The organism is Acidovorax sp. M2(2025) (genome assembly GCF_049330835.1).
In the GTDB taxonomy this organism is placed as follows: domain Bacteria; phylum Pseudomonadota; class Gammaproteobacteria; order Burkholderiales; family Burkholderiaceae_C; genus Acidovorax.
Genome location: NZ_CP186262.1, coordinates 3,989,392 through 4,015,183, shown reverse-complemented (window position 1 = coordinate 4,015,183; position 25,792 = coordinate 3,989,392). Strand labels below are relative to the sequence as shown.

Genomic DNA, 25,792 nt, shown 5'->3' with positions numbered 1-25,792 from the left:
GCAGCAAAGTGATGCATGTCACATTCGCATCAAGTTGCGTGGCGAACCCGGGGCCGCCAGGGTGCCAACGCAAGCCCGATTCTCTAGAGTGGCAGAAGCTGTCCCGGGCACGCCGGGCACCGGCTCCGGGACGGCCCACCGGTTTCATCTGCGTTCACTCTCTCCTGTAGGAATCTGGCACCGATGCGTTTGTTGATCGATGCGCCCCGTCCCCAAGGATGGCTGGCGAGAAAGTCGAACCCCGTTGTTTGCGAACCCCGCAGTCCGGCCGGGGGCTGCCAGGGGGCCGTCCAGCGGTTCCCGTTCCGAAAGGCTGCTGCATGAAGGCCGCCGCGGCCGACACGGCGGCTCGCGCGGCGCTTGATGCTGGCGCCGCGGACACCACCGCCCCGCAAGCCTGGCCGTTCTCCACCACAGGCGATGCGGCCCTGGTGCTGGCGGCGATGGGTGCGGCCCCCGACGGGATCCTGCTGGTGGACCGCCAAGGCTGCATCGTCATGGCCAACACCGCCATGGAAGAGATCTCGGGCTATTCGGCGGACGAGCTGTGCGGCAGTCCGCTGGGCCTGCTGTTGCCCTCGCCCCTGCGCGAGGCCCATGTGCACCATTTCCAGAGCTACTTCAACGCGCCCTCGCGCCGTCCCATGGGGATGGGGCGCAACCTGTGGATCGCGCGCAAGGACGGGCGGCTCACGCCGGTGGACATCGCGCTGGGCTACACCGAAGCGCAGGGCGGCACCGCGGTGGCTTTTGTGCGCGACATCTCGGCGGTGCGCCGGCTTGAGGCGCAAATGCACTTCCAGGCCACCCACGACACCCTGACCGGGCTGGTCAACCGGTGGCAGTTTGGCCAGCAGCTGGAGCATGCCATTGCGGAATCCACACGCACCGGCCAGCCCTTTGCGCTGCTCCTGCTGGACCTGGACGACTTCAAGGCAGTCAACGATGGCTACGGGCACGCCGCGGGCGATCGCGTGCTGCTGGAGGTGGCACGCAGGCTCAAGGGTGCCCTGCGGCCGGGCGACACGCTGGCCCGGCTCGGGGGCGATGAGTTCACGGTGCTGCTGCCCCAGGTTGCGCATGCGCAGGAGGTGGAGGCGGCTGCCGGCCGGCTGCTCCAGGCCCTGTGCCAGCCGTACCAGATGCACGGCTTCGAGCTCGATTCCGGGGCCAGCCTGGGCATTGCCATGTGTCCTGGTGACGCGCAGGACGCGGCAACGCTTTTGCGCTATGCCGACATGGCGATGTACCACGCCAAGGAGGCGGGGCGCGCCCAGTACGCTTTTTACGAGCCGCGCCTGGGCCTGCGGATGGCCGAGAAGCTGCAATTGCACGAGCGCCTGAAGCTGGCCTTGGCCTATGACGGGCTGAAGCTGCACTACCAACCCCAGGTGGACGTGGCCACGGGCGAAATCCAGGCCGTGGAGGCCTTGCTGCGGTGGCACGACCCCCAGCTGGGCGAGGTGCCGCCCGATCGCTTCATCCCGGTGGCCGAGGCCACGGGGCTCATCCTGGCGCTCGGGGCTTGGGTGCTGGATGCGGCGTGCCAGCAGATCGCCGCGTGGGTCGATGCCGGAACGCCCTTGCGGATCGCGATCAACCTGTCGGTGCAGCAGCTGCGCCAGGCGGACCTGGTGGAGCAGGTCGAGCGCAGCCTGGCACGGCACAACGCGCCCCCGGGACTGCTGGAGGTCGAAGTGACGGAAACCCAGGCCATGGCCGACCCCGAGCAGGCGCGTGCCGTGCTGTGCCGCCTGCAGGCGCTCGGAGTGTGCATCGCGCTGGATGACTTCGGCACCGGCCACTCGTCGCTGGCCTACCTGAAGCAGCTGCCGGTGTCCCGCATCAAGATTGACCGGGAATTTGTCCATCCGCTGCTGCAGAGCCCGGAAGATGCGACGTTCGTGCGCGCCATCATCGTGCTGGCGCAAACGCTGGAGCTGCACGTGGTGGCCGAGGGCGTCGAGACCGCCGAGCAACTGGGCATGCTGGCCCAGTACGGCTGCGATGCGTACCAGGGCTGGCTGTTTTCCCGCGCCGTGCCGGCAGCCCACATCGCCCAGCTTCTGCGGGCGCAGCGGGAGACCCCTTCAGACGAGGCGCCGCTTCGGCTGGAGTAACCTCGAACGGGCTTTTAAGGCGGCGGCGCGGAGGCGGCCACCCACCCCATCAGCGCGTCGCGCTGGACTTCGCAATGCCAGCGATCGCGGCGTACCACTCCCCCGCGGGCGTTGAGCTGGCCCAGGGTGCGCGCAATCGTCTCGCGCGAGGTGGAGAGCAGGTCGGCCAGCAGCTGCTGGCTGGGCAGGCGCACCAGGGTGCTGCGCTGCAGCTGGGCCAGTTCCAGCAACGTGGCCGCCAGCTGCCCCTGCACGCCTTTGATGCGGACGATGCGGGCCCAGTCCGCGATTCGCGCGTTGGTCTGGGCGTAGCACTGCGCCAGCCCGCGCAGGAAGCCCGGGTCCGCCAGCAGGCCGTGCCGCGTCGCGCAGGCAATCGGCACCTCGCAGATGCGCCCGGCCGTGAGCGTACGGCATGACAAGGGGGCCGGGTGGTCCAGCAGCGCGGTGGTACCCAGGGGCTGGCCCGGTCCGGACAGTCCCACCGGCCGTTCCACGCCGTCTTCGCCGCTGCGCAGCAGCACCACCGTGCCGGTCTTGACGATCTTGAACACGCGCGAGGCGGTGTGCCCTTGCTGCAGCAGCAGTTCGCCCTTGCGCACGGAGCGTTCGGTCACCAGCGCCGCCCACTGCTGCCGCTGGGCCTCGTCCAGCCGACCCAGCATGCACAGCTGCTGTCCAGCGCAATGGGCGCAACCTCCGTCAAAAGCCGTGGGGATGGGTGACATGGGGCGGTGGCGTGCAGACGGACGGCAAGGCGAACGGGCGGACAACGGTGCTGGCCGGGTTCTGCGCGGGCAGCGCAGTCCGGCGGCTGCATGCACCTTACCGTGGTTGTCGGTAAGTTGCAACAAAATGTTTGTAATGAGGGACGCGCCCCTCGCCCGTCACTCGGCCTTGATGCCCCGCATGGCAATCACGCCGCCCAGCAGGGCGGTGTCGGTCTTGATGCGGTTGGCCAGACCTTCGGGCGAGGTGCCCGCCACCTGCCACCCTTGCTGGAAGAGCTTGGTGCGCATTTCCGGGGTGCGGGCGATCTCGCCGATCACTGCCGCCAGCTTGGCCTGGATGGGCTTGGGCATGGTGGCTGGCGCGGCAAAAGCATTCCAGATTTCCAGGCTGAAGCCGCGAATCCCCGCCTCGGCAAGGCTGGGGATTTCAGGGGCGAGCGGGCTGCGCCCTGCGGACGTCACCCCCAGCGCGCGGAGCTTGCCGGAGCGCACCTGCGCCTGGGCCAGCGCGGGGGGCAGCAGAGCCATCTGCAGCTGCCCGCCCAGCATGGCGGTGGCCACCTGCGGATAGCCGGGGTAGGGTACGTGCACAGGGTTGATGTTGCTGCGCGCCTTGAGCAGTTCGGTGCCAATGTGGCCCACCGTGCCGACCCCCGGCGTGCCATAGCTCCACTTGTCACCGGCATTGCGGGCGGCCACAAAGAACGCGCGTGTATCCGCCGTTGCCGGCACGCCCGGCTGGCTGACGGGGGCTGTCAGTACCAGCGGGGAGGTGCCGATCAGGCTCAGCGGAGCGAGGTCCTTGAGCGGGTCGTACGGCACGGCCGGATTGATCATCTTGGCGATGGTCATGTTGCCGTTGATCATCAGCCCGATGGTGTGGTCGTCGCGGGCCTTGGCCACGGCGTCCGCTCCGATATTGCCTCCCGCGCCGATCTTGTTCTCCACGATGACCGGCTGTCCGAGGGCTTTTGCCAGCGGCTCGGAAAACGCACGGGCGGTCAGGTCCGGGGACGAGCCCGCCGGAAACCCCACGATGATCTTGAGCGGCTTGCTCGGCCAGCCGGGCACGGCGGTTGCGGCAGGACTGGTCTGGGCCAGGGCCCACGGCGTTGCAGAGGCGGTCACAAGGGCCATCAGCAGCGAGGCGCGGCGAGAAACAGGGCGTGACATAGAGGCGGTCTCCAAAAAGCGGTCGAAACAAACAATCAGGGACAAACGAAACGGGGCCCCGGAAACGGGGCCCCGTAGGGCTGTGTCTGCGACACGCTGGATATTAAGGCAACCGCGGCCTCAGGCGTATTCAGCCAGCGCCTTCTTCATCTTCTTCATGGCCGCCACCTCGATCTGTCGGATGCGCTCGGCGCTCACGCCGTAGACGGCCGCCAGCTCGTGCAATGTCATGCCGCCCGAGCCATCGTCGTTCACCTTCAGCCACCGCTCTTCCACGATGCGGCGGCTGCGGTCATCCAGGCTTTCCAGCGCCGTGGCGATGCCGTCCGAGGCCAGCGCGTCCCGCTGGCGCGACTCGATCATGGCCGTGGGCTCGTGCGATGCATCCGCCAGGTAGGCAATGGGCCCAAAAGCCTGTTCGCCATCGTCGGAGGGTGCCGGGTCCAGCAGCACGTCGCCACCGGCCATGCGGGCTTCCATCTCGATGACTTCTTCGCGCTTCACGTTGAGCTGCGCTGCCACCGAGTCGATTTCGCGGTCGGAGAGCGTGTCCCGGTGCGTCGCGGCATCGGCGGCGGCAGCGTCGGCCTTGAAACCTTGCTTCATGGAGCGCAGATTGAAGAACAGCTTGCGCTGGGCCTTGGTGGTCGCCACCTTGACCATGCGCCAGTTCTTCAGGATGTACTCGTGAATCTCTGCCTTGATCCAGTGCATGGCGTAGCTCACCAGGCGCACTCCCTGGTCCGGGTCAAAGCGCTTGACGGCTTTCATCAGGCCGACATTGCCTTCCTGGATCAGGTCACCCTGGGGCAGGCCGTAGCCCAGGTACTGGCGCGAAATGGAGACCACCAGGCGCAGGTGCGACATCACCAGCCGGCCGGCGGCGTCCAGATCGTTGTGCTCTTTGAGGCGGCGTGCGTACGTCTGCTCCTCCTCGTGCGTGAGCAGCGGCAGGCGGTTGACGGCGGAAATGTACGCGTCTAGATTGCCCAGGGGGGGCACCAGCGCCCAGGGGTTGGCCGGCGCCAAAGTGGTCGTCACGGTTCCAGACTGAATGTTCATTCCAGAAATCCTTTCCTCTAATCCGTCATGTTAGCACTCTCTCTGATGGAGTGCTAAAGCGATAGTTCCGTTCCATTTCCCGCTTCCAGCGCGCTGGGCACAAGGGGGAATGGGCTTCGTTGGTTAGAGCGTTGGCGGGTGCAAAAGATCCGTAACGCTCTGATTTGTATGGCGGTTTGCATGCCCGCCTGCGCTGGCGGCTGTTCAGGCGGGCAGCTTGGCGATCACCTTGATCTCGAACTGGAAGCCGCTCAGCCACGTGACCCCGACACCCGTCAGGGCCGGGAAGGGCGCTTCGCCCCAGTAGTCCGGCACGACCTGCCAGATCCGCTCCAGGTTCTTTTCGGGGTCGACCACGAACACGGTGACGTCGACCACGTCCGCGAAGCTGCAACCGGCGGCAGCCAGCACGGCGTTCAGGTTGTCGAAGGCAAGGCGGACCTGGGCCTGCAGATCCGGTTCCGGCGTGCCGTCTTCACGGCTGCCGACCTGGCCCGAGACAAAAAGGAAGCCGTTGGAGCGCACGGCCGGTGAGTAGCGGTTCTTCTCGTAAAGCGCCTGTCGGCCTGCAGGAAAAACAACGTCGCGTGGGGGCATCGGACACCTTTCTTGAAGCGAGGGTGTTCACTGTAGGCCGTGCGTCGCCCCGGATAAACAGCGAAGTGGGGCCCACACTGTTTGCAGAATCTGAACAATCCGCCCAGCCCAGGGCTTCGGGTATCACGCGCGGCCCCTTCGCGGTCGCGGCCTCAAGGCAGCACGCCATAGGCCCATTGAAGCTTGCGGTTGCGCTCGGGGTCGTCACGGGTCTGGAACTTGCCGAAGTACCGGTCCGCCCACGTTCTTTCCGTGACCCGATCAAAACCGCAATCAAAGGCCATATCGCGGATGCACGCTGGATTGGGCGACCAGAAGTTGGTCACATCGTTTGCCAGGGTCGCTTGCCGGTAATAGCGTGCGACGGCCTCGTGGGTGGGCAGGTCGTTGGCGGCATGGCTTTCCAGGTACAGGGTTCCGTGGCACAGGGAGCGAACGATGGCCAGCGCCCGCACCATATCGGGAAGGTGGTAGAGAATCCCAAGAAAAAGGACATGGTCGAATGTTCCCAGGTCCTTCGGGTTCAGGTCATAAACATTGCAGCAGCGGTAATCAAAATCACACCCGGTGATTTGTTCCATCGCGCCGAACCCATGGGAGTTCTTGGGACGGTAGTCCACCGCGACCACCTCGGCACCCCGGCGGCGCGCCTGTAGCGAGAAGAAGCCGTCGGATGGGCCAATGTCCAGCACCCGCTGCCCGTGAAGATCTGCCGGGAACCCGATATCGTCCAGAAGAAAGCCGGGATCGTAGGCGCCGGGCGTGGTGAGGCCGGGATAGATCTCAAAGGCGTGGTGCCAATGACCGACGGATTCCACCAGTTGCTTGGCTGTTGCGAAGTTCAAATCGGCTCCCGGAAGTGAAGTCGTCAGGGTACAAGATGATCGCGGCCGGACTCAATCCGGCGGCGCCTGCGGCGTGCACAGGTAGTCGGGCACGGCGGTGTTATGGGCAAAAGGGTCGACGAGGTCCTGCGTATAGGCGCCCGCTATCAGCCGCCGTGGAGGCAGCAAGTGGGCGCGGAAAAACCGGCTGAACCGGGCGAGGCGATCGCCGCGCGGTGTCAGGCGCAGGCAATTGGCGGCGTCAATCTGCACGGTGCCCGATTGCAGTTGCTCGGTCAATCGCACGTCCATCAGGCGGTGTTCGCGCACGTACTCTTCCTGAAAGACCTTGTCCAGATGCTGAACCTGGATGCCTCCGCCCCGTTGTTGAAGTTTCTCAAGGATGTAGAACGACAACGAGCGATCGATCACCGTCGGAAACGTCAAGGCCAGGGTATATCCAAGCAGTGCGCAGATCACCAGGTTTTGCGCCTTCTCGAGTGGGCTGAAATCCCGTGCAAGCGGGAGTGCGAAGACCAGGGCGCCGTAAACGAAGAGCGCCAGGCAGGCCGCCCAGACCGCCGCGTACAGAACCACGTCGACCGGAAACAGGTGAATGTAGGCCCAGTACGTGAGGACCGTGAGGGCGGCATACAGTGCCACTCCCGCCAGGGACAGGGCAAAGCGGGCCATGAGGCGGTGCGTCTCAGGCACTGCAGGCGCTTGCGTTGTCCACGGCCGATGGAAACGGTTTTTCCAGCTGCCAGCCCGCCGGGGGAAGAGCGTGGGGCCGGGCCAGGCGTGCCGACAGGGTGGCCGAGATGGCCGCCCCCAGCGCCGCGGCCATTTGCACGGCTGCCAGCGCTGGCAGGAATTCGGAGGCCTGGCGCGAACCGGCCGCAGCCATCCCTCCCCAGTACAGGCTGCACAGCAGGGCCACGCCGGCACAGATGCGTTTCGCCTTGGCGAGGCGCTGCTGCGCGACCGGGCCGAGCACGGCCAGGGACGTCACGCCGTGGCGCACCAGCGTGCGCAGGTTCATCTTGGAGCGGCCCGCATACCGGCGGCCCCGGTTCACCTGCACCTTTTGCACCCGCAACCCGGACGCGAGCACCGTGCCGGCCAGATGCCTCGGCAGGGTGCTCATCGTGCACAGCCGTTGCACCGCCGAGCCCCGCAGCAGCATGAAATTGCCAAAGTTCATGCACTGGCCCGTCAGACACAGGAAAAGAGCCTTGTAGCCCAGGTACAGGGTCTGGAACAGCGGCCCGTCATTGCGCTTTCCGCGGGAGGCCACGGCGACGTCGAAATGATCTTCCAGGCTGGCTGCCAGGGTATTGATCGCCTGTGGAGCGTCTTCGCCATCGGAGTCCATGACGATGACATGCTGGCGGGCCGACACATGCTGGGCAATGTATTGCAATCCGATCGAAATCGCTGCCTGGTGGCCCAGGTTGCGGTTCAGCCGCAATAGATGGAGGTGCCGGTTCGGATGGACTTCCCCCGGGGGCGTGAAGGGATTCGTGCGCGATCCGTCGTCGACCACCACCACCGTATAGGGCCCGCGGACGTGGGCATCGAGGTGGTGCAGCAGGCACAGGCACGCCTCCCGGTCCTCATAGACAGGCATGAGCACGACCAGGTCCTGCAGCGACTCAGGCATGAGCCGTCCCCCGTGGACCCGCAAAAAAATGCGCCCAACGCGAAGGGGCCCGGGCATGCATGCCTGCCAAGGGTTCCGAGCGGCGCAGGGACGCTGTGGGTGTGCAGCGGGGGCTCGGTGATCTGGGCATGGCGCAGGGTGGTTGTCGTCGCGGGAAATTTGTACTTATTGTTACACTAGGGTGCAGCCATGCCAGCATTCCCGTCGCGGGAATGCACCGCCGCGGCGCACGGCGCTGCTGCAATGTCGCGTATCGTCGTAAAAAAGCCGCCTGGCGCGGGCGTATCACCTGTTTCCGGCAGGGTCATACCTCGCCACTGCCCCGACGACGCGATGAACCCAGACTCCTCCCGCTGTGCAAATCCCCTGCGCCGGGGCCGCGATGGCCTCGTTGCGCTGCTGCTTCTGGTGGCGTGCCTGCTGGTGTTCAACAGCAATCTGCGCACGGTCGGCGCGGCAGATACCTATGCCGCGCGGTATTTGCCGCTGTCCCTGTGGAAGCATGGAAGTCTGCTTCTGGACCCGGTGGCACTGCACGTGGCCCAGGGTGCCCGCCCGCCCCAGAAGGCTGGTCAGATCGGGGAGGCCTGGTGGATGCTTCGGACCACGGACGGCCACCTGGTGTCCATGTATCCCCCCGTCACGCCCGTCCTGGTCGCGCCGCTCTATGTGCCGGCGGTCTTGTATTTGAATGCGACCGACTGGGGGCTACAGCGTGTCGAGCGCGTGGGCCGCATCATGGAAAAGCTGGCGGCCTCACTGCTTGCCAGCGCCAGCGTGGCCCTGATGTTCCTGCTGCTCCGCCGCGAGGCCGGCACCCGAACGGCCGTTGGCCTGGCATTGCTGTTCGGCTTGGGAACGTCCACCTGGGTCGTCAGCAGCCAGGCGCTGTGGATGCACGGTGTGGGCCAGTTGCTCGTCGTCGGGCTGCTTTGGCTGGCCCTCCTTCCTCAGCGCACACGGTGGGGGACTTTTCTGGCGGGGCTGTTATGCGCCTTGCTGGCCTGCAACCGGCAGCCCGATGCCCTCCTGGCAGCGGGCTTTGCGGTGTATTGCCTGGTCCAGGACCGCGGGAACTGGCGGTTCTTCCTGGCCGGCGGCGCGATTCCCGTGCTGGCCATCCTGGCCTACAACCTGGGCGTGGTCGGGCACTGGGTGGGGGGGTACGGGCTGGCCATCCAGGGCGAGAAGGTCGAGGTGTCCGTTCTGGGAACGGTCCGGGGGCTGGCCGGGCTGCTCTTCAGCCCTGTGCAAGGGTTGTTCGTGTTCTCGCCCTTTCTGCTGTTTGCCCCGCTCGGCTTTCTTCACCGCGTGCGCAACCCTGCATCGCGGCTGCTGGCTAGCGTGCTGGCGGGAGCCGTGGTCCTGCAACTGGTCTTTTATGCGGCCGTGCACTGGACCTCGGGTATCAGCTGGGGGCCGCGGTTTCTGACGGATCTCCTGCCCATCCTGCTGTGGGCGCTGGTGCCCGTGGTGACGCAACTGAGCCGCGCAATGCGCGGGGTCTTCGCGGCGTTGTCCCTGCTGGCTATGACCAGCGCAGCGGCGGGTGCCTTCGGGTACACGGGCGCCGCACATGCGGAATATCTGTTTGCCCATCCTCCCCAGAATGCCGCCGAGCGGATCGCGGTCGCCGAGCAGGCGGCCTGGCAGTTGGGCAACTCCCCGTGGAAGAACTCGCCGGCCGCTTTCAACGATCTGTTCCCGGGCCTCTACGGATCGATTGACCGGTTGAGCGTTTCGCCCGACGGACTGGCCACCGTGGAAGGGTGGGCGCTGTTCGGCGACCGCCAACCCTTCGACGTCCACCTGCTCATCGACGGAGTGCGCGTGCCCGGCGGCACCTCCCAGTTTGCCTACCGCGAGGATGTGGCGAAATTCATGGGCAACTCTGCGGCAGGCGCCTGGAAGATCTCGTTTCCCGCCAAGCTGATGACTTCGGGCCGCCCTGTGTTCAGCGCCCTGGTGCGCTCCCACCCGCAAGCCATGCCCTGGATCCTGCAAGCCTTCGAACTGCCCGTGCCCGCGGCACAGCCGGAGGGACCTGCCGCGGCAACGGCGTGGCACGGAGCGATTGACGCCGTCCGGGTGTACCCGGGCCGCGGCCTGGACGTGGTGGGATGGGCCGCCCGGGCGGGCCAGGCGCCGCCGCGGCTGGAGCTCTGGCTCGACGGCGCGCTGGCGGGGAGCGTGGACACCTTTTTCCGGCGGCCGGATGTGGAGCGGGCCCGGGGGATCGCCATGCCCGGGGGATGGCGGGTGCGCCTGCCGGAGCGCGGGCTTCCCGCGGGTGAGCACACGATGGCGGTGGCGTTGCCTTCCGATGCTCCGTCCGCGGCCCCGCAGTACCTTGCCTCCAAGACCTTCACAGTCCGGGCCGAGGCCGCACCGCCGCCGTGGTCGCAGAACCTGCCGACCTCCGGCCTGGCGAAGTTCGCCCTCTGGAGCTTGCAGCACCGGCAGGACCCCGAGGGCTACTGGCTCACGGACTTTACCGACGGGATGCAGTTTCTCGACCCCAGTCCGGAACTGAACGTTTTTTCGACGGCGGCCATCACGGACCTGCTCAGCCCCGTGAACGAGCGCCTGGAGTTGGGGGGCATGCTGGACAAGGCGCGGCACTTTCTTTCGCAGCAGATCGAGGAGACCGGACTGGTGCGCTACCACGGGCGTGCCGATCGACCCTCGCACGGCGTCATGGGGTGCCGAATCACCCCGGATGCGGACGACACCGCACTGGTCTGGCGCCTGGCCCCGCTGGCGAACGCGCCGCTGCAGGCCGGAGCGCGGGCCACGCTGGAAGCGTTCAAGACGCCGGACGGCCTGTACCGCACCTGGCTGGCCACCCCGGACCGCTATGAGTGCATCGATCCGGGGAAGGATCCCAACCCCCCCGACATCGGCATCCAGATCCACGTGCTGATGTGGCTCCACCGGGCCGACGCTGCGGCGGCGCAAAAGCTCTGCCAGGCCCTGCAGGCACGCGCCGACGATGCGTCGCTCTGGGTGTACTACCGGCGCGCACCCGCGGCGGTGGCGTGGCGGCTGCAGGACTTGCAGAGCATGGGGTGTCCCTTGAAACTCCCGCGCGCGCAGCTCACGGTGCAGGACCCGGACCAGCAACGCTGGCTCAAGGTCATCGAGCAAATCCACCGGACAGAGGCTTCGCGCGACCGCAGCCAGCTCCAGGCCAACGAGGAGCTTCTGCGCCAGCTTGCTGACGACCGGTTCCGCCGTGTCTGGCAAGCCCCGGTGCTGTACTTCCACAACGACCTGACCGCCACCGTGCGCCGCTACTACTGGTCTCCCGAGCTCGGGCTGGCGCTGTGGCTTCGCCTGTACGCGGCGACGGAGGCAGCTCGCCAGGCGACTGCGGATTCCCGGTGACGGAGGTACACCCCGCACGCCCGCGTTCATGGCGCAGATGGCTGCAGTGCGTGCGCCTGGATGAGGTCGCCGTGCTCCAAGGCACGCCGCTGGTCGGCTTCGCGTTTGCGCTGTGCCAGGCGCCCGCGATCGGGGGGCGCGATGCGTTGCGGCTGCTGTTCGCTCTGGTGGGGGCCAGTGTCTGCCTGGTGGCCCACATCATCGTCCTGAACGACTGGGCGGGGATCGACGGGGATCTCAAGGACCCTCACCGCAGCGGACGCACCTTTCTGGAGCTGGGCGTTTCCCGGCGCGAGATGGGCTTTCTGGCGCTATTCTGGGCTGTGCTGGGGCTGGCCTTCGCCGCGTGTCTGGGCCTGCAGGCCTGCTGGATTGCGGTGGCCATGCTGGCCACCAGCGCCCTGTATTCCTGGCCCGGCCTGCACCTCAAGGGCGTACCCCTTGCCGGGTCGTTGCTGCACCTTGCGGGCGGCAGCCTGCACTTCATGCTGGGCTATCTTGCGATGGGCACACCCGGTCCGCAGAGCCTTCTTTTCGCCGCGTACTTTGGCGTGGTCTTCGCTGCCGGGCATCTGATGCACGAGGTGCGCGGCTTCCGGGCGGACGCTGGCAACGGCATCCGCACCAACGCGGTGGTGTTCGGGCCCCGCGCCACCTTCGCCGCCGCCTTTGGCCTGTTCAGCGTGGCCTACGCGCTGGTGGCCTTGTGGGCTGCCCTGGAGCACGTCTGGCTGTTGCTGGGCCTGTCGGCCGTTGCGTACCTGCGCCATGTGGCGACCTCCTGGCGAGTGCACCGCTCGGGGCTGGCGCCGGCTCCCCTGGTGCAGCTGCAGCGGCACTACCGCGGTCACTTTGCGCTGATGGGGCTCGTGCTTCTGGGCACCTTTGCCTGGCCCTACCTGCGCGGGCTGCTGTCAGCCCCGGCCGGGTAGCAGGCCGTAGATCCAGCGCAGTGGCCGGGTGATGCGCCAGGAGCGGGACTGCAGCAGTGCGTCCACGCGGGATTGCAGCTCGCCGCGTTCCCTCCGATCCGCCAGCAGCGCCTGGGTCTGATGCCGCGCGGCCGAAAGCGCCCGGTGAAGGGCCAGCATCTCGGCATGCATGTCGGCCCCTGCGCGTTTGAGGCGCCGGCATTCCTCCCGGGCATCGAGCAAATCGATTTCCAGGCCCAGGCTGGGCCTGGCGCCACAGGCCCCGCACCGCTCGGCGGTGCCGTGCTGCAAGGGTGACGGGGCGGCAACCGCATCTGAAGCCGCTGGGCCCGAGGCGGCGCGTACGCCCGGCAGCGGCGAGTCGGCAGTGGGGTGGTGGGTCACGGTTTCCATGGCCAGACCTTTCGCAGAAGGGGGGACGATGGCCGGTCGGCCGCACGGTCGCCATGCCGTGCTGGCGGCCGCAGCGCCAGGACTTCCTCGATGCGCTCTCGCATCCGCTGGCCGCAGGCGTCCAGGCCATGCTGCCGTTGCAGCAGCGCTCGCGCGTTGCCGGCGCGCCGGGCGGCCTCTTCCGGAAACTGCCACACCGAGCGCATCTGCCAGGCCGCATGGGCTTCGTCGGGCTCCGCCCAGACCTGGCCGGCATGGAACGGGTATTCGCCTTCCCGCACAGGGACCAGCCGGTAGTCCACCGGCCAGCCCGTCTGATGGGTTACCAGCTCGGTGGTGGCCGAATAGTCCGTGGCAATGACCGGCTTGCCCAGGTGCATGGCTTCGGAGATCAGCAAGCCCAGCCCTTCGCTGCGGTGCAGTGACACCACTGCGTCGCAGCAGCCGACGAGTTGCAGGGTTTCGTGCCGGGCCAGGGTGCGCTCGATGAGCTGGACATCCGGATCCCTGCGCAGGGCCTCCAGCCAGGCGGGGGGCTGGTCGCCCAGCTTGTCGGAATTGAGCGCCTTGATGACCAGCCGGGCTTTTGCCGTGGGCGCTGTCCCCCGAAAGGCCGTGTGGAACGCGCGGACGACTGCCATGGGGTTCTTGCGCTCCACAAAGGAGAAGCAGTCGAAGGAGAAGAAAAAGATGAAAGCCTCGCTGTCCAGGCCGAAGGCCGCGCGCTCTGCGGGCGGTGGAGGGGTAAAGGTGAGCGGCAGCGGCATGTAGCGCACCGGTGTGCCCGTGCGCTGCGCCAGCATGCGCTCGATGAAGCGGGTGGGCGCCCAGACCTCGTCAACCAATGCCAGCGCCTGCAGCCAGGGCGAGGGGAACTGCTCCAGCTCCCAGAAGGGCATCACGGTGCGCCACGCCCCGGGCTGCAGCGAACCCTTGAGCGTGTTGAGCACCAGGGGCAACTGGTCCGCATTCACATTGAAGATTTCCACCGGCGCGCGGGATTGCTCGACGAACAGCGGCTCCTGCTCCTGGCCCACCTCTTCAGACAGCGTTCGAATGCGGATAGGCAGGCCTTGCACCGGAACTTGTCCGTGGTGCAAGGCGCGCAGCACCTGGCGGCCCGCCTCGCCCACGCCCAGCGCCAGCCGCAGGTACCCCACCACGGTGGCCTGCGGCGGCCTTTCGTTCGCCGCCGCATCCGTGAGCGTTGGCAGGGCGTGCGCAGGTGCGGGCGGGGCGGCCGTGGGCCGGGGCTCCAGCGCGGAGCGCCCGTCGAACCTGTGGCGCGCGTGGTCCCGGAACCACTGGAGGTAGCGGTCCACGCCGTGCGGGCTGGAGAGGTCGAACGCGTGCTGCAGCCACGGCTCCTGGCGGCGTACCTCGGCCATCAGTTGCGTGACCTGGCCCGTGGCGCCGGCGCAGGCGTCCGGGCTGGGCAGGTGCAGGTACTCCTCGTAGGTGGCAAAAGGGTCGCCGCCCAGCCAGCGCACGTGGCGGTCGCGGAACATGCGGCGCACGAAGTTCGGAATGGGTGCCCCCGAGGCAAACCGCCCGTAGGCATAGATGCCCGCGGGAATAGTCCCGTGCCCCCGCCCGAGTACCCGCGACGCGTAGTCCTGCATCAAGGCCGCCAGCGGGGCGGAGATTTCGGCTCCGCGGAACGCCTGGGAATGCTTGGACAGCTGGTGCAGATTGCGCGGGTCGATGCCGCTGAAATGGAAGAACCGCAGCGGGTTCCCGTCGACCTGCCAGGCGCCTGGGGCTCCGGACAGGCTGCGCTGGTGAAGGTTCCAGTACGCGACGTTGTACGCGGTATCCCGCAGGATATGCACGCCGGGCGAGAATCCCGGCACCAGGTCCATGAACTTCTGGTCGACAAAGCGGCCCGAATCCGGCTCGTTGACGCACTCGTATTGCAGCCGGCGGGACCACCACCGAAGCAGTTTCTCGGTGTCGGGAGCGCCGCCCACGCCCAGGAACCCGAGGTTGTAGACCCCCGCGCGCATGATGCCGATGTCGTCGGGAAACGCATCGCGTTCGGCGGGCTCGGTGAGATGGGGCGTCAGCACGAACGAGGCGCCCGCCTCCAGCGGCGCGAACACGCCGTCCAGGGGGGCATACAGCTCGATGTCGGGATCGAGGTAGACCACGTGCTGGTGGCCGCGGTCGCGCAATGCACGGAACATGAACGGCTTGACCGCCGTGTTGAATTCCATGATGTCGTACCGGAAGGCGAACGCCGCGAAATCGTCGATGCCCAGGCGGTGGGCCTCAAGCACCTCGCAGGCGCCGGGGTAGTCCACCAGCTCCGGCTGCATCTTGTCGGCCAGGCACAGGTAGACGGCAGCCTCCGGATGGTGCCGCTGCACGCTCTCCAGAAGCACCCGCGCCATCGGCACGTAGTTGTTGGAGCAGATGGTGAAAATCGCGCGGGGTGCCGCCATGGTGTTCGGTGAGGTGGGCTTGCGCTATGGCGGCAGGGGCCCGCGTGGGCGCTGCCGAGTCAGGTCAGCAGTGCCTGGGCAAACTCGCGGGCGTTGAAGGTTTCCAGGTCTTCCAGCTTTTCGCCAACGCCGATGAAATAGACGGGCACCGGCCGTTCCTGGGCGATGGCGGCCAGCACGCCGCCCTTGGCGGTGCCGTCGAGCTTGGTCACGATCAGCCCTGTCAGCTGCAGCGCGTCGTCGAACGCGCGCACCTGGGCCAGCGCGTTCTGGCCCGTGTTGCCGTCGATGACCAGCAGCACCTCGTGCGGGGCGGTGGCATCTGCCTTGGTCACCACGCGGCGGATCTTCTTGAGCTCTTCCATCAGGTGCAGCTGCGTGGGCAGCCGGCCCGCGGTGTCCACCAGCACGACGTCCTTGGCCCGGGCCTTGCCGGCGGTGACGGCGTCGAAGCTCACGGCGGCGGGGTCGCCGCCCTCCTGGCTCACGATCTCGACGGTGTTGCGGTCGGCCCAGACGCCCAGCTGCTCCCGCGCGGCGGCGCGAAAGGTGTCGGCCGCGGCCAGCAGCACGGCGGCGCCTTCATCGGCCAGGTGCTTGGTGAGCTTGCCGATGGAGGTGGTCTTGCCTGCGCCGTTCACGCCGGCCACCATGATGACGGTGGGCGTGTGCTCGCCGATGACCAGGGGCTTTTCCAGCGGCCGCAGCAGGTCGGCCAGCGCATCGGCCAGCAGGCCCTTGACGGCGGCGGGCTCGGTGGCCTTGGCTTCCTTCACGCGGCGCTTGAGGTCGGCCAGCAGGTGCGTGGTGGCCTTCACGCCCGTGTCGGCCATGAGCAGCGCCGCCTCCAGTTCTTCGTACAGCGCGTCGTCGATCTGCGTGCCGGTGAAGACCGTGGTGATGCTGGTGCCTGTCTTGCGCAGCCCGGCTTTGAGCCGGTCCAGCCAGCCCTTGCGTTCGGCGGGCGCGGCCGCCGGCACGGGCAGGGCGGCGGGGACGGGTTGCGGGGCCGGGGCGGTGGGAGCAAGGGCGGGCGCTGGGGGCGCGGCCGGCGTGGGGGCCCGGGCCGTCACAGGTGCCGGGGCCGGGCTGGGGACCGCTGGAGCGAGCGCGGGTGCTGCGGCCGGGGAGGGGGCCGCGGCGGGAGGGGGAGCGGGAGAAGCCTCGGGTGCCTTGGACGCAAACGGGTTGCGCAGCCATCCGAACGCGGACGTCGCGCCTGCCGCCGGTTCGGCGGGTGCTGGCGCTGGCGCGGGGGCTGCGGTCGGCGCGGGCTGTGCGGGTGCCGCAGAGACGGGCGCGGTCTCCGCAGCGGGCGCGGGCGGGGCGGCGTCGGTGGGCGGCGCAGGCTGGGGGGCAGGCTTCTTCTTGAAAAAACTGAACATTGGCGGGTTCTTAGAATCACTGCATTCTATGAAACGCGCCTTCACCCTACTGGCCCTGGTGGCCTGCCTCGCGTCCGGGGCTGCCCTGGCGGCCACGACGCCAGCCGTCCCGCCTTCCGCAGCCCCCTCTGCCAACGCCTCCGGGGCACAGCAGTTCACCCTCAAGAACGGCATGCAGCTCATCGTGCAGCCGGACCACCGGGCTCCCACCGCCGTGCACATGGTCTGGGTGCGCGTAGGCTCCCTGGACGAGGTGGATGGCACCTCGGGCGTGGCCCATGTGCTGGAGCACATGATGTTCAAGGGCACCAAGTCTCTGCCGCCGGGCGAGTTCTCGCGCCGTGTGGCGGCCCTGGGCGGGCGCGAGAACGCCTTCACCAGCCGCGACTACACGGGCTACTACCAGCAGATTCCGGCGAACCGGCTGGAAGACGTGATGAAGCTGGAGTCGGACCGCTTTGCCCACAACCACTGGCCGGACGACGAGTTCCAGAAGGAAATCGAGGTGGTGAAGGAAGAGCGCCGCCTGCGCACCGAGGACCAGCCCCGTGCGGTGCTGGCCGAACAGCTGTTTGCCACGGCGTTCGTGGCCTCGCCCTACCGCCGGCCCATCGTGGGCTGGATGAGCGACCTGGACGCCATGACCGCCGACGATGTGCGCGCCTTCCACCGCCAGTGGTACACGCCCACCAATGCCGTGGTGGTGGTGGCCGGCGACGTGCAGGCCGACCAGGTGCGGGCGCTGGCCGAGAAGTACTACGGCAGCCTGCCGGTGCATGCGCTGCCCGTGCGCAAGCCGCGCACGGAGCCCACGCAGCAGGGCCTGCGGCGCATTGCCGTGAAGGCCCCGGCCGAGCAGGCCTACGTAGCGCTGGCCTTCCGCGCGCCCAGCCTGCGGCGGCTGGACGCGCTGGCCGACACCGACCGCGATGCGCTGGCGCTGATGGTGCTGTCGGCGGTGTTCAGTGGCTACGACGGCGCGCGGCTGGACCGCGCGCTGACCCAGGGCGAGAACCGCGTGGCCGACAGCGCCAGCAGCTCCGCCATGGTCACCGGCCGCGGGCCCAGCCTGTTCATGCTCAGCGGCGTGCCGGCCGCGGGCAAGACGGCCCAGCAGGTGGAAGACGCCCTGCGCTCCGAAGTGGCCCGCGTGGCGCTGGGCGGCGTCAGCGAGGCCGAACTCAACCGCGTCAAGACGCAGTGGATCGCCTCCACCGTGTACGAGCGCGATTCGGTGATGAGCCAGGCCCAGGAGCTGGGCGGCAACTGGGTGCAGGGCTTTCCGCTGGACGCCAATGACCGGCTGCTGGCGCTGCTGCGCACCGTGACCCCGGCGCAGGTGCAGGCCGTGGCCGCCAAGTATTTCGGGGACGACCAGCTCACCGTGGGCACCTTGCTGCCCCAGCCGCTGGATGCGCCGCGCGCGCGCACCACGCTGCCGCCCGGTGCGGTGATCCGTTGAACCCGCAGGGGCCTTTTGCGCATGATTACTATCAAAAATATAGCTGCCCGCGCTTTCCTGGTAAGCGCTGGAGTCGTTTTTTATGCAAACTCCGCCTGGGCGCTGCTGCCCATCCAGCACTGGACGGAGGCGAGCGGAGCCCAGGTGTACCTGGTCGAAAGCCCCGTGATTCCCATGGTGGACGTGCAGATCGACTTTGACGCCGGCAGCCGCCGCGACCCGGCCGGCCGCGCGGGCCTGGCCACCGCCGTGGCCGCGATGGCGTCCAAGGGCGTCAAGGAGCAGGACGGTGCCCCGGCGCTGGACGAGAACGGCCTGGGCGAAGCCTGGGCCGACCTGGGCGCAAGCTTCGAGGCCAGTGCCGACAACGACGCCTTGCACTACACCTTGCGCTCCCTCACCGATCCGCCGCTGCTGGAGCAGGCCGCCCGCCTGGCCGCGCGCCAGATCGGCGAGCCCAGCTGGCCGGCCGACGTGTGGCCGCGCGACCGGGCGCGCTGGATCGCCACCCTCAAGGAAGCCAACACGCGCCCGGCCACGGTGGCGGGCTACGCCTTTGCCGCCGCCGTGTACGGCAGCCATCCCTATGGCGCGCGCACCACGCCGGAGACGCTGATGCGCGTGGGCGTGGAGGACATGCAGGCCTTCCACGGCCAGCACATCGCCGCCTGCCGCGCCAAGGTCAGCATCGTGGGCGCCGTGTCCCGCACCCAGGCCCAGGCGCTGGTGGCCACGCTGCTGTCGCGGCTGCCGGCCGCCGCGGGCTGCGCGCCGCTGCCGCCGGTGGGCGAGATCGCGTCGCTGTCCGCGCCGGTGGAGGAGAACATTCCCTTTGCCTCTGCCCAGGCCCATGTGCTGATCGGCCAGCCGGGCTTCCAGCGGCGCGACCCGGACTTCCTCGCCCTGCTGGTGGGCAACCACATCCTGGGCGGGGGCGGGTTTGTCTCGCGGCTCACGCACGAGGTGCGCGAAAAGCGCGGCCTTTCCTACAGCGTCTACAGCTACTTCGCCGCCGGCCTGCACGCGGGCGCCTTCACCGTGGGCCTGCAGACGCGCCCTGACCAGGCCACCCAGGCCGTGCAGGTCTCGCGCGACGTGATCGCCCGCTTTGTGGCCGAAGGCCCCACCGAGGACGAGCTGCGCGCCGCCAAGGACAACCTGATCGGCGGCTTTGCCTTGCGCATCGACAGCAACAAGAAGCTGCTGGCCAACGTGGCCAACATCGCCTGGAACGACCTGCCGCTGGACTACCTGGACCAGTGGGCGCGCAAGGTCGAGGCGCTCACGGTGGCCGATGTGCGCGCCGCCATCGCGCGCAAGCTGCAGCCCGAGCGCATGGTGACGGTGGTGGTGGGGGGGCGCCAGCCATGAGCCGCTCCACCCTGCGCGGCAGCGCCATTGCCGCCGAGATCCGCAAGGCCCAGGCGGCAGCGGCAGCCCCGGCAGCCGACCCGAAAAAGGCCCGGCCCAAGCCCGCAGCGGCGGCAGCCGCCCCCAAGGGCGCGGGCGAAATCCGCATCATCGGCGGGCAGTGGAAGCGCACCCGCCTGCCCGTGGCCCAGCGCCCCGGCCTGCGGCCCACGCCCGACCGCGTGCGCGAAACCCTGTTCAACTGGCTGGGCCAGGACCTGGCCGGCTGGCGCTGCCTGGACGCGTTTGCCGGCACGGGCGCGCTGGGGCTGGAGGCCGCCTCGCGCGGCGCGGCCTCGGTGCTGCTGGTGGAGAACGACGCGGCCCTGGCGGCGCAGCTCATCACACTGCAGCAGCGCCTGCAGGCCGGCGCCGTGCGCGTGCAGCGCGGCGACGGCGTGACGGCCCTGCAGCAGGCGGCGCCCGCCAGCCTGGACCTCGTGCTGCTCGACCCGCCGTTTGACGGCCCGTTCTTCGCGCCCGCGCTGCAGGCCGCGGCCCGGGCGGTGGCCGCCCGAGGGTTCGTCTACCTGGAGGCGCCCCGCGCCTGGACCGATGAAGACCTGGCCGCGGCCGGCCTGGCGGTGCACCGCCACCTGAAGGCGGGGGCCGTGCACGCGCACCTGCTGCGGCGCGCCTGATACCGCCCTCGGCGGCCGTTCCCCCCGGGCTGCCCACGGCGGTGGCCGGCGCCATGTTGCACTGCACTGCATAATGCGCGCACGCGGCCCGCAGGCTCCTCACCGGGGAAGAACCTGGAGGCCCGGGCCACCGTCATTCGCCAGACAGGAGACAACCAGCCATGGCCCAGAACGTGCTCGCCGTATACCCCGGAACTTTCGACCCCATCACCCTGGGCCATGAAGACGTGGTCCGCCGGGCCACCCAATTGTTCGAGCGCGTGATCGTGGCCGTGGCCGCCGGCCACCACAAGAAGACGCTGTTCACGCTGGACGAACGGATCGACATGGTCCGCGAGGCCGTCAAGATGTACCCGCAGGTGCAGGTCGAGGCGTTCTCCGGCCTGCTGCGCGACTTCGTGGTGGAGCGGGGCGGCAAGGCCATGGTGCGCGGCCTGCGCGCGGTGACCGACTTTGACTACGAGTTCCAGCTCGCCGGCATGAACCGCAGCCTGATGCCCCAGGTGGAGACGGTGTTCCTCACGCCCAGCGACAAATACCAGTTCATCAGCAGCACCTTCGTGCGCGAGATCGCGGTGCTGGGCGGCGAGGTCCACAAGTTCGTCTCTCCCTCGGTGCAGGACCGCCTGGTCGAAAAGGTGCGCACCCTCACGCCGCCCTGATGGGTTTTTGAGTAAAAAAGGGCTCCAGCCCTTTGTGGGTAAGCGCTGGCAGCTATCAAAATAATAGCGTCTACGGCAGCGCCTGCAGCTGCTGCGCCCTGTCGGCCGCCTCGGCGCGCAGGGCCTGCAGCATGGGTTCCACCTCCGGCAGTGCCGGGCGGTACAGGGGCAGCACGGCGGCCACGCTGAACGGGATGGAAAACGCCAGCCGCCGCACCACCAGCCGGCCACCGGCCGCCGCGGTCAGGGCCGTCAGCGGGTTGACGATGGCCAGCCCCAGGCCGTGCTCCACCATGGCGCACACGGCGGCGGCGCTGTGGGTTTCGGTGCGCAGCGTGCGCGGCACGCCGGCCTGGGCGAAGCGGGCGTCGATCAGGCGGCGGTAGGGGTCGTCGGCCGAGAGGCTCACAAACGGCTGGTCCGCAAAGTCCGCCAGCTGCAGCCGGGCCTGCTGCGCCAGCGCATGCCCGGCGGGCAGCACGGCCACTTCGTCCAGCGTGAGCAGCACCTCGGCCCGCGTGCCGGGCGGGGCGCTGGCCTGTTCGCACAGGCCCAGGTCGAAGCGCTGGGCGCTGATCCATTCTTCCAGCAGGGGCGATTCCTGGGGCGTGACCGACAGCCGCGCCTGCGGGCAGGCCTGCACCAGCCGCGCCGCCGCGCCCGGCAGCAGGGCGTGGGCCAGCGCGGGCAGGCAGAGCACGGACAGCTGCACCGCGTCCGCCCGGCCCAGCGCCACCGCGCGCTCCACCACGCGCTCCAGGCCCTGCCAGGAGCGCTGCACCTCGTCCCACAGCGCCAGCGCCCGGGCGTTGGCGCGCAGGCGGCCCTGAACCCGCTCAAACAGCGCATAGCCCAGCAGCGATTCCAGCCGCGCCAGTTCCCGGCTCACGGTGGGCTGGGAACTGTGCAGCAGGTCGGCCGCGCCCGTCGCGCTGCCCGCGGCCATCACGGCGCGGAACACTTCGATATGGCGGTGGGTGATGCGCTGGGCCAGGGGTGCATCGGGCATGGGTATATCCAGATTGAATTGATGGTGCTATTCAAAGTATTAGACCAAATACCGCAGGGCGCGCATCATCCAGGCTTCGTTGTGCCGTAACTGCCTGGAGACGCTCCATGTCCAACCCTTTCACGCCCGCCCAGCTCTGGGCCCTGGCCGACCAGTTCGGCACCCCGCTGTGGGTGTACGACGCGGCCACCATCCGCCAACGCATCGCCCAGGTCTCCAATTTCGAGACCGTGCGCTTTGCGCAAAAGGCCTGCTCCAACATCCACATCCTGAAGCTCATGCGCGAGCAGGGCGTGAAGGTCGATGCCGTCTCGCGCGGCGAGATCCTGCGTGCGCTCGCCGCGGGCTACCAGGTGGGCGGCGAGCCGTCGGAGATCGTGTTCACCGCCGACCTGTTCGACGCCGCCACGCTGGACTGCGTGGTGGAACACGGCGTGCCGGTCAACGCGGGCTCCATCGACATGCTGCACCAGCTGGGCGCGCGCTCGCCCGGCCACGCCGTGTGGCTGCGCATCAACCCCGGCTTCGGCCACGGGCACAGCAACAAGACCAACACGGGCGGCGAGCACAGCAAGCACGGCATCTGGCACACCGACCTGGAGGCCGCGCTGGCGGCCATCGCCCAGCACGGGCTGAAGCTGGTGGGCCTGCACATGCACATCGGCTCGGGGGTGGACTACAGCCACCTGGCCGAGGTCTGCGGCGCCATGGTGGGCCTGGTGCGCACCACCCACGCAGCGGGGCACGACCTGCACGCGATTTCGGCGGGCGGCGGCCTGTCCATTCCCTACCGCAGCGGCGACCCGGTGGTGGATACCCAGCATTACCACGGCCTGTGGGATGCCGCGCGCCAGCAGGCCGAGGCCATCGTCGGCCATCGTCTGGCGCTGGAGATTGAGCCCGGCCGCTTCCTGGTGGCCGAATCGGCAGTGCTGCTGGGCCAGGTGCGCGCCACCAAGAACGCGGGGCGCAACCACTTCGTGCTGGTGGATACGGGCTTCAACGAGCTGATGCGCCCCTCGATGTACGGCGCCTTCCACGCCATGGAGCTGTTGCGCCGCGACGGTTCGCAGGGCGCTGCGCAGCCCACGGTGGTGGCTGGCCCGTTGTGCGAATCCGGTGACGTGTTCACCCAGGGCGACGGCGGCGTGGTGCTGCCGCGCGAGCTGCCCGCCGCGCAGGTGGGCGACCTGCTGGTGATCCACGACGCGGGCGCCTATGGGGCCTCCATGTCCTCCAACTACAACACGCGGCCGCTGGCTGCCGAGGTGCTGGTGGACGGGGCGCAGGTCCGCCTCATCCGCAAGCGCCAGACGGTCGAAGACCTGCTGGCGCTCGAACAGGGCCTTTGACGCCCGCTGGGGCCCGGCGGCCAGCAAGGGCAGGCGGGGGCGGTCAGGAGGGGTCAGGAGCGCTCAGGGGCAGTAGGCAGGGGACTACGCGCAGGACCACCGATGGCGCACACGGGGCGCGGGGGGGCGGGCGATAAGGTGGCACCACCTACCTACTCACCCTTTCAAGGAGATCACCATGCCCATCATTCTGTGGCTGCTCGGCGTCCCACTGTCCGTGGTTCTGTTGCTCATGCTGTTCGGCGTGTTCTGACCCCCGCAGCCGCTGCGGACTCCGGTCCGCGGGCCGTGGCGGAACGGGCGTGAATCACCCCCACGCCCCGCACGCAAGAATGCCGCAGGCGCCCCCGGCCCTGCGGCGTTTTTGCGTGTCTTGAGCGTTTCCGCCAGCCCTGCGTTTTAGCCAGCCTTCAGACTTCGCCGCGCGGGCCCCGGCCCATTAATTGGGCCACGGCCTCGGCCGGGCGGAGCTGGCCATCGAGCAAGGCCACGGCGGCCTCCGCAATGGGCATGTCCACGCCCAGGTGGCGGGCGCGCTGCACCACGGTGCGGGCGGAGTACACGCCCTCGGCCACATGGCCCAGGGACTCCACGGCCTGCGCCAGGGTCTGCCCCTGCGCCAGCAGCATGCCCACGCGCCGGTTGCGCGAGAGGTCGCCCGTCGCCGTCAGCACCAGGTCGCCCAGCCCCGACAGGCCCATGAACGTCTCGGCCCGCGCCCCCAGCGCCAGGCCCAGCCGCGTCATCTCGGCCAGGCCGCGGGTCACCAGCGCGGCGCGGGCGTTCAGCCCCAGGGCCAGGCCATCGCACAGCCCGGTGGCAATGGCCAGCACGTTCTTCACCGCGCCGCCCACTTCCACGCCCACGATGTCGTCGTTGGCGTATACGCGCACGCTGGGGCTGTGAAAGGCGAGGACGAGTGCTTCGCGCACCGCCGCGTGGGCGCTGGCGGCCACCAGGGCGGTGGGCTGCCCCAACGCCACTTCCTGGGCAAAGCTGGGGCCGCTGAAGACGCCAGCTATCAAATCAGGAGCTGCCTGCGCTTGCACCTCGTGCGCCAGCAGGCCAAAAGATGCAGAGTCGGCGCCGGCAGGCACTGCCTCGAACCCCTTGCAGAGCCACGCCACCGGTGCCGCGCAGCCGATCAGTGCCTGCAGCATGCCGCGCAGCGCCGCCATCGGCGTCGCCACGATGACGAGGTCCGCGCCTGGCAGCAGCGGGGCAAAGCGGCCGTCTGCGATGGAGAGGGAAGGGGGAAAGTCGATGCCCGGCAGATAGCGCGCGTTCTGGCGCGCCGCGCGCATGGCGCTGGCCTGGCCCGCGTCGCGTGCCCACAGCGTGACCGCATGCCCGGCAGGGTGCTGGGCCGCACTCATGGCGAGTGCCGAACCCCAGGCACCTGCACCCAATACTATGATTTTCATAGCTGCTTGCGCTTTCCAGACAAGCGCTGGAGCCCAAAATGATGGGTGATTGAGACCCCTTTGGTCATGCTTTGGACGCATTCTGCAAAACGGGCACGGCCCAAGGCGAGGTAGCCGCGGAACTGGCTCTGCCAGGCCGCTGGCTGCGTCCCCCTCCCGAGCGCGCAGCGCGACGAGAGAGGGGGAAGGCGCGAAGCGCCTCAGGGGGAGCTTTAAATCACTGCGTGATGATCGGCGAACCCTGGCCGGCGGCCTGGGCTTGCTGCTGCTCGTACATGGCCTGGAAGTTGATTTCTGCCAGGTGCACGGGCGGGAAGCCGGCGCGGTTGACCAGGTCGGCCACGTTGCCACGCAGGTAGGGGTACACGATCTGCGGGCAGGCGATGCCCATGATGGGGCCCATCTGGTCTTCGGGGATGTTGCGGATCTCGAAGATGCCGGCCTGCTTGGCCTCGACCAGGAACACGGTCTTGTCCTTGATCTTGGTCTGCACGGTGGCCGTCACGGCCACTTCAAAGATGCCCTCGGCCACGGGCGTGGCTTCCACGCCGAGCTGGATGTCCACGCTGGGCTGCTCTTGTTCCAGCAGGATGGCGGGCGAGTTGGGCTGCTCCAGCGACATGTCCTTCAGGTAGACGCGCTGGATCTGGAACACGGGGTTTTCTTGGTCGGCCATGGTTGACAAGTCTCTTTGCTGCTTACGAAATGCTGGCAAAACAAAACCCGCCCGGGAAGAGCTCCCGCAGCGGGCACATGGGGCTGCATTATGCAGTGCCCCGGGGAGGGGTCAGGCGGCGCCCAGCAGGGGCATCAGTTCGCCGCGGCCGTCCAGCGCCACCAGGTCGTCGTGGCCGCCCACGTGGGTGCTGCCGATGAAAATCTGCGGCACCGTGCGCCGGCCGGTGATCTCCATCATGTGGGTGCGGGCGGCGGGATCCATGTCCACGCGGATCTCCTCGATCTGCTCCACGCCCTTGGACTTGAGGATCTGCTTGGCACGGACGCAGTAGGGGCAGACGGCGGTGGTGTACATCTTCACGGGTTGCATGGCGGTCTTCCTGTGTTCCTGGGAGTCATCAACGAATGAGGCCCAAGCCTATCGGTGATGGAATAACTGGGGG

The 25,792-nt window shown here is 68.5% G+C and carries 22 protein-coding genes; 8 read left to right on the top strand and 14 right to left on the bottom strand.

The window, feature by feature from the left end; all coding sequences use genetic code 11:
• The first annotated feature begins 320 nt into the window (after positions 1 to 320).
• Positions 321 to 2,120, top strand: a complete 1,800-nt coding sequence (locus ACOYR3_RS18470; protein WP_422843773.1) for a putative bifunctional diguanylate cyclase/phosphodiesterase — start codon at positions 321 to 323, stop codon at positions 2,118 to 2,120.
• Positions 2,121 to 2,134: 14 nt separating this feature from the next.
• On the opposite strand, the gene ACOYR3_RS18465 is transcribed toward ACOYR3_RS18470, so the two are convergent.
• The 7 genes from ACOYR3_RS18465 to ACOYR3_RS18435 all read right to left on the bottom strand — a co-directional run bounded on the left by ACOYR3_RS18465 (position 2,135) and on the right by ACOYR3_RS18435 (position 8,170).
• The gene (locus ACOYR3_RS18465; RefSeq protein ID WP_422843772.1) at positions 2,135 to 2,848 is read right to left on the bottom strand and encodes a Crp/Fnr family transcriptional regulator; all 714 of its coding nucleotides are present in this window, start codon (positions 2,846 to 2,848) and stop codon (positions 2,135 to 2,137) included.
• 159 nt (positions 2,849 to 3,007) lie between these two features.
• A complete protein-coding gene (locus ACOYR3_RS18460; RefSeq protein WP_422843771.1) occupies positions 3,008 to 4,024 on the bottom strand; it encodes a Bug family tripartite tricarboxylate transporter substrate binding protein in 1,017 nt (338 codons plus the stop codon).
• Positions 4,025 to 4,144: 120 nt separating this feature from the next.
• A complete protein-coding gene (rpoH, locus tag ACOYR3_RS18455; protein ID WP_422843770.1) occupies positions 4,145 to 5,086 on the bottom strand; it encodes an RNA polymerase sigma factor RpoH in 942 nt (313 codons plus the stop codon).
• A 204-nt stretch (positions 5,087 to 5,290) separates the two neighbouring features.
• Positions 5,291 to 5,683 (bottom strand): RidA family protein, encoded by a 393-nt coding sequence (locus ACOYR3_RS18450; RefSeq protein WP_422843769.1) that lies wholly within the window; start codon positions 5,681 to 5,683, stop codon positions 5,291 to 5,293.
• A 152-nt stretch (positions 5,684 to 5,835) separates the two neighbouring features.
• Complete coding sequence (locus ACOYR3_RS18445) at positions 5,836 to 6,528, bottom strand: class I SAM-dependent methyltransferase (RefSeq protein ID WP_422843768.1); 693 nt, start codon at positions 6,526 to 6,528, stop codon at positions 5,836 to 5,838.
• Positions 6,529 to 6,579: 51 nt separating this feature from the next.
• Positions 6,580 to 7,200: a hypothetical protein gene (locus ACOYR3_RS18440; RefSeq protein ID WP_422843767.1), complete on the bottom strand. Its 621-nt coding sequence runs from the start codon at positions 7,198 to 7,200 to the stop codon at positions 6,580 to 6,582.
• Between the two features lie 13 nt (positions 7,201 to 7,213).
• Positions 7,214 to 8,170 (bottom strand): glycosyltransferase family 2 protein, encoded by a 957-nt coding sequence (locus ACOYR3_RS18435; protein WP_422843766.1) that lies wholly within the window; start codon positions 8,168 to 8,170, stop codon positions 7,214 to 7,216.
• Between the two features lie 333 nt (positions 8,171 to 8,503).
• Here ACOYR3_RS18435 and ACOYR3_RS18430 point away from each other — a divergent pair, with 333 nt between their 5' ends.
• A complete protein-coding gene (locus tag ACOYR3_RS18430) occupies positions 8,504 to 11,557 on the top strand; it encodes a hypothetical protein (RefSeq protein WP_422843765.1) in 3,054 nt (1,017 codons plus the stop codon).
• Between the two features lie 71 nt (positions 11,558 to 11,628).
• Positions 11,629 to 12,489, top strand: a complete 861-nt coding sequence (locus ACOYR3_RS18425; protein WP_422843764.1) for a UbiA family prenyltransferase — start codon at positions 11,629 to 11,631, stop codon at positions 12,487 to 12,489.
• Here the strand turns inward: ACOYR3_RS18425 and ACOYR3_RS18420 are convergent.
• The 3 genes from ACOYR3_RS18420 to ftsY are packed head-to-tail and all read right to left on the bottom strand — an operon-like array spanning position 12,472 to position 16,711.
• The gene (locus ACOYR3_RS18420; protein ID WP_422843763.1) at positions 12,472 to 12,882 is read right to left on the bottom strand and encodes a hypothetical protein; all 411 of its coding nucleotides are present in this window, start codon (positions 12,880 to 12,882) and stop codon (positions 12,472 to 12,474) included. The two genes, ACOYR3_RS18425 and ACOYR3_RS18420, sit on opposite strands and share 18 nt — an antisense overlap.
• Positions 12,870 to 15,326, bottom strand: a complete 2,457-nt coding sequence (locus ACOYR3_RS18415) for a glycosyltransferase (protein ID WP_422843762.1) — start codon at positions 15,324 to 15,326, stop codon at positions 12,870 to 12,872. The genes ACOYR3_RS18420 and ACOYR3_RS18415 overlap by 13 nt, the downstream gene beginning before the upstream one ends.
• Before the next feature lie 59 nt (positions 15,327 to 15,385).
• Positions 15,386 to 16,711, bottom strand: a complete 1,326-nt coding sequence (ftsY, locus tag ACOYR3_RS18410) for a signal recognition particle-docking protein FtsY (RefSeq protein ID WP_422843761.1) — start codon at positions 16,709 to 16,711, stop codon at positions 15,386 to 15,388.
• A 28-nt stretch (positions 16,712 to 16,739) separates the two neighbouring features.
• On the opposite strand from ftsY, the gene ACOYR3_RS18405 reads away from it, so the two are divergent.
• The 4 genes from ACOYR3_RS18405 (at position 16,740) to coaD (ending at position 20,886) form a co-directional block, all read left to right on the top strand.
• Positions 16,740 to 18,173, top strand: a complete 1,434-nt coding sequence (locus tag ACOYR3_RS18405; RefSeq protein WP_422843760.1) for a M16 family metallopeptidase — start codon at positions 16,740 to 16,742, stop codon at positions 18,171 to 18,173.
• A gap of 21 nt (positions 18,174 to 18,194) precedes the next feature.
• Positions 18,195 to 19,544 (top strand): M16 family metallopeptidase, encoded by a 1,350-nt coding sequence (locus tag ACOYR3_RS18400; RefSeq protein WP_422843759.1) that lies wholly within the window; start codon positions 18,195 to 18,197, stop codon positions 19,542 to 19,544.
• Entirely contained in the window at positions 19,541 to 20,224 is a 684-nt protein-coding gene (gene rsmD, locus ACOYR3_RS18395) for a 16S rRNA (guanine(966)-N(2))-methyltransferase RsmD (RefSeq protein ID WP_422843758.1), read from the top strand. Before ACOYR3_RS18400 ends, rsmD begins: the two co-directional genes overlap by 4 nt.
• A 161-nt stretch (positions 20,225 to 20,385) precedes the next feature.
• Positions 20,386 to 20,886 (top strand): pantetheine-phosphate adenylyltransferase, encoded by a 501-nt coding sequence (gene coaD / locus ACOYR3_RS18390; RefSeq protein WP_422843757.1) that lies wholly within the window; start codon positions 20,386 to 20,388, stop codon positions 20,884 to 20,886.
• A 70-nt stretch (positions 20,887 to 20,956) separates the two neighbouring features.
• Here coaD and ACOYR3_RS18385 read toward each other — a convergent pair whose 3' ends face one another.
• Positions 20,957 to 21,895, bottom strand: coding sequence for a LysR family transcriptional regulator (locus tag ACOYR3_RS18385; protein ID WP_422843756.1), 939 nt, complete (start codon positions 21,893 to 21,895; stop codon positions 20,957 to 20,959).
• A gap of 107 nt (positions 21,896 to 22,002) precedes the next feature.
• Between ACOYR3_RS18385 and lysA the strand changes: the two genes are divergently transcribed.
• Entirely contained in the window at positions 22,003 to 23,247 is a 1,245-nt protein-coding gene (gene lysA, locus ACOYR3_RS18380) for a diaminopimelate decarboxylase (protein ID WP_422843755.1), read from the top strand.
• A gap of 410 nt (positions 23,248 to 23,657) precedes the next feature.
• Here lysA and ACOYR3_RS18375 read toward each other — a convergent pair whose 3' ends face one another.
• The 3 genes from ACOYR3_RS18375 to grxC all read right to left on the bottom strand — a co-directional run bounded on the left by ACOYR3_RS18375 (position 23,658) and on the right by grxC (position 25,719).
• Complete coding sequence (locus ACOYR3_RS18375) at positions 23,658 to 24,671, bottom strand: NAD(P)H-dependent glycerol-3-phosphate dehydrogenase (protein ID WP_422843754.1); 1,014 nt, start codon at positions 24,669 to 24,671, stop codon at positions 23,658 to 23,660.
• A 217-nt stretch (positions 24,672 to 24,888) separates the two neighbouring features.
• Entirely contained in the window at positions 24,889 to 25,347 is a 459-nt protein-coding gene (gene secB / locus ACOYR3_RS18370; protein WP_422843753.1) for a protein-export chaperone SecB, read from the bottom strand.
• A 111-nt stretch (positions 25,348 to 25,458) separates the two neighbouring features.
• Positions 25,459 to 25,719, bottom strand: a complete 261-nt coding sequence (gene grxC / locus ACOYR3_RS18365; protein ID WP_422843752.1) for a glutaredoxin 3 — start codon at positions 25,717 to 25,719, stop codon at positions 25,459 to 25,461.
• Between the last annotated feature and the right edge of the window lie 73 nt (positions 25,720 to 25,792).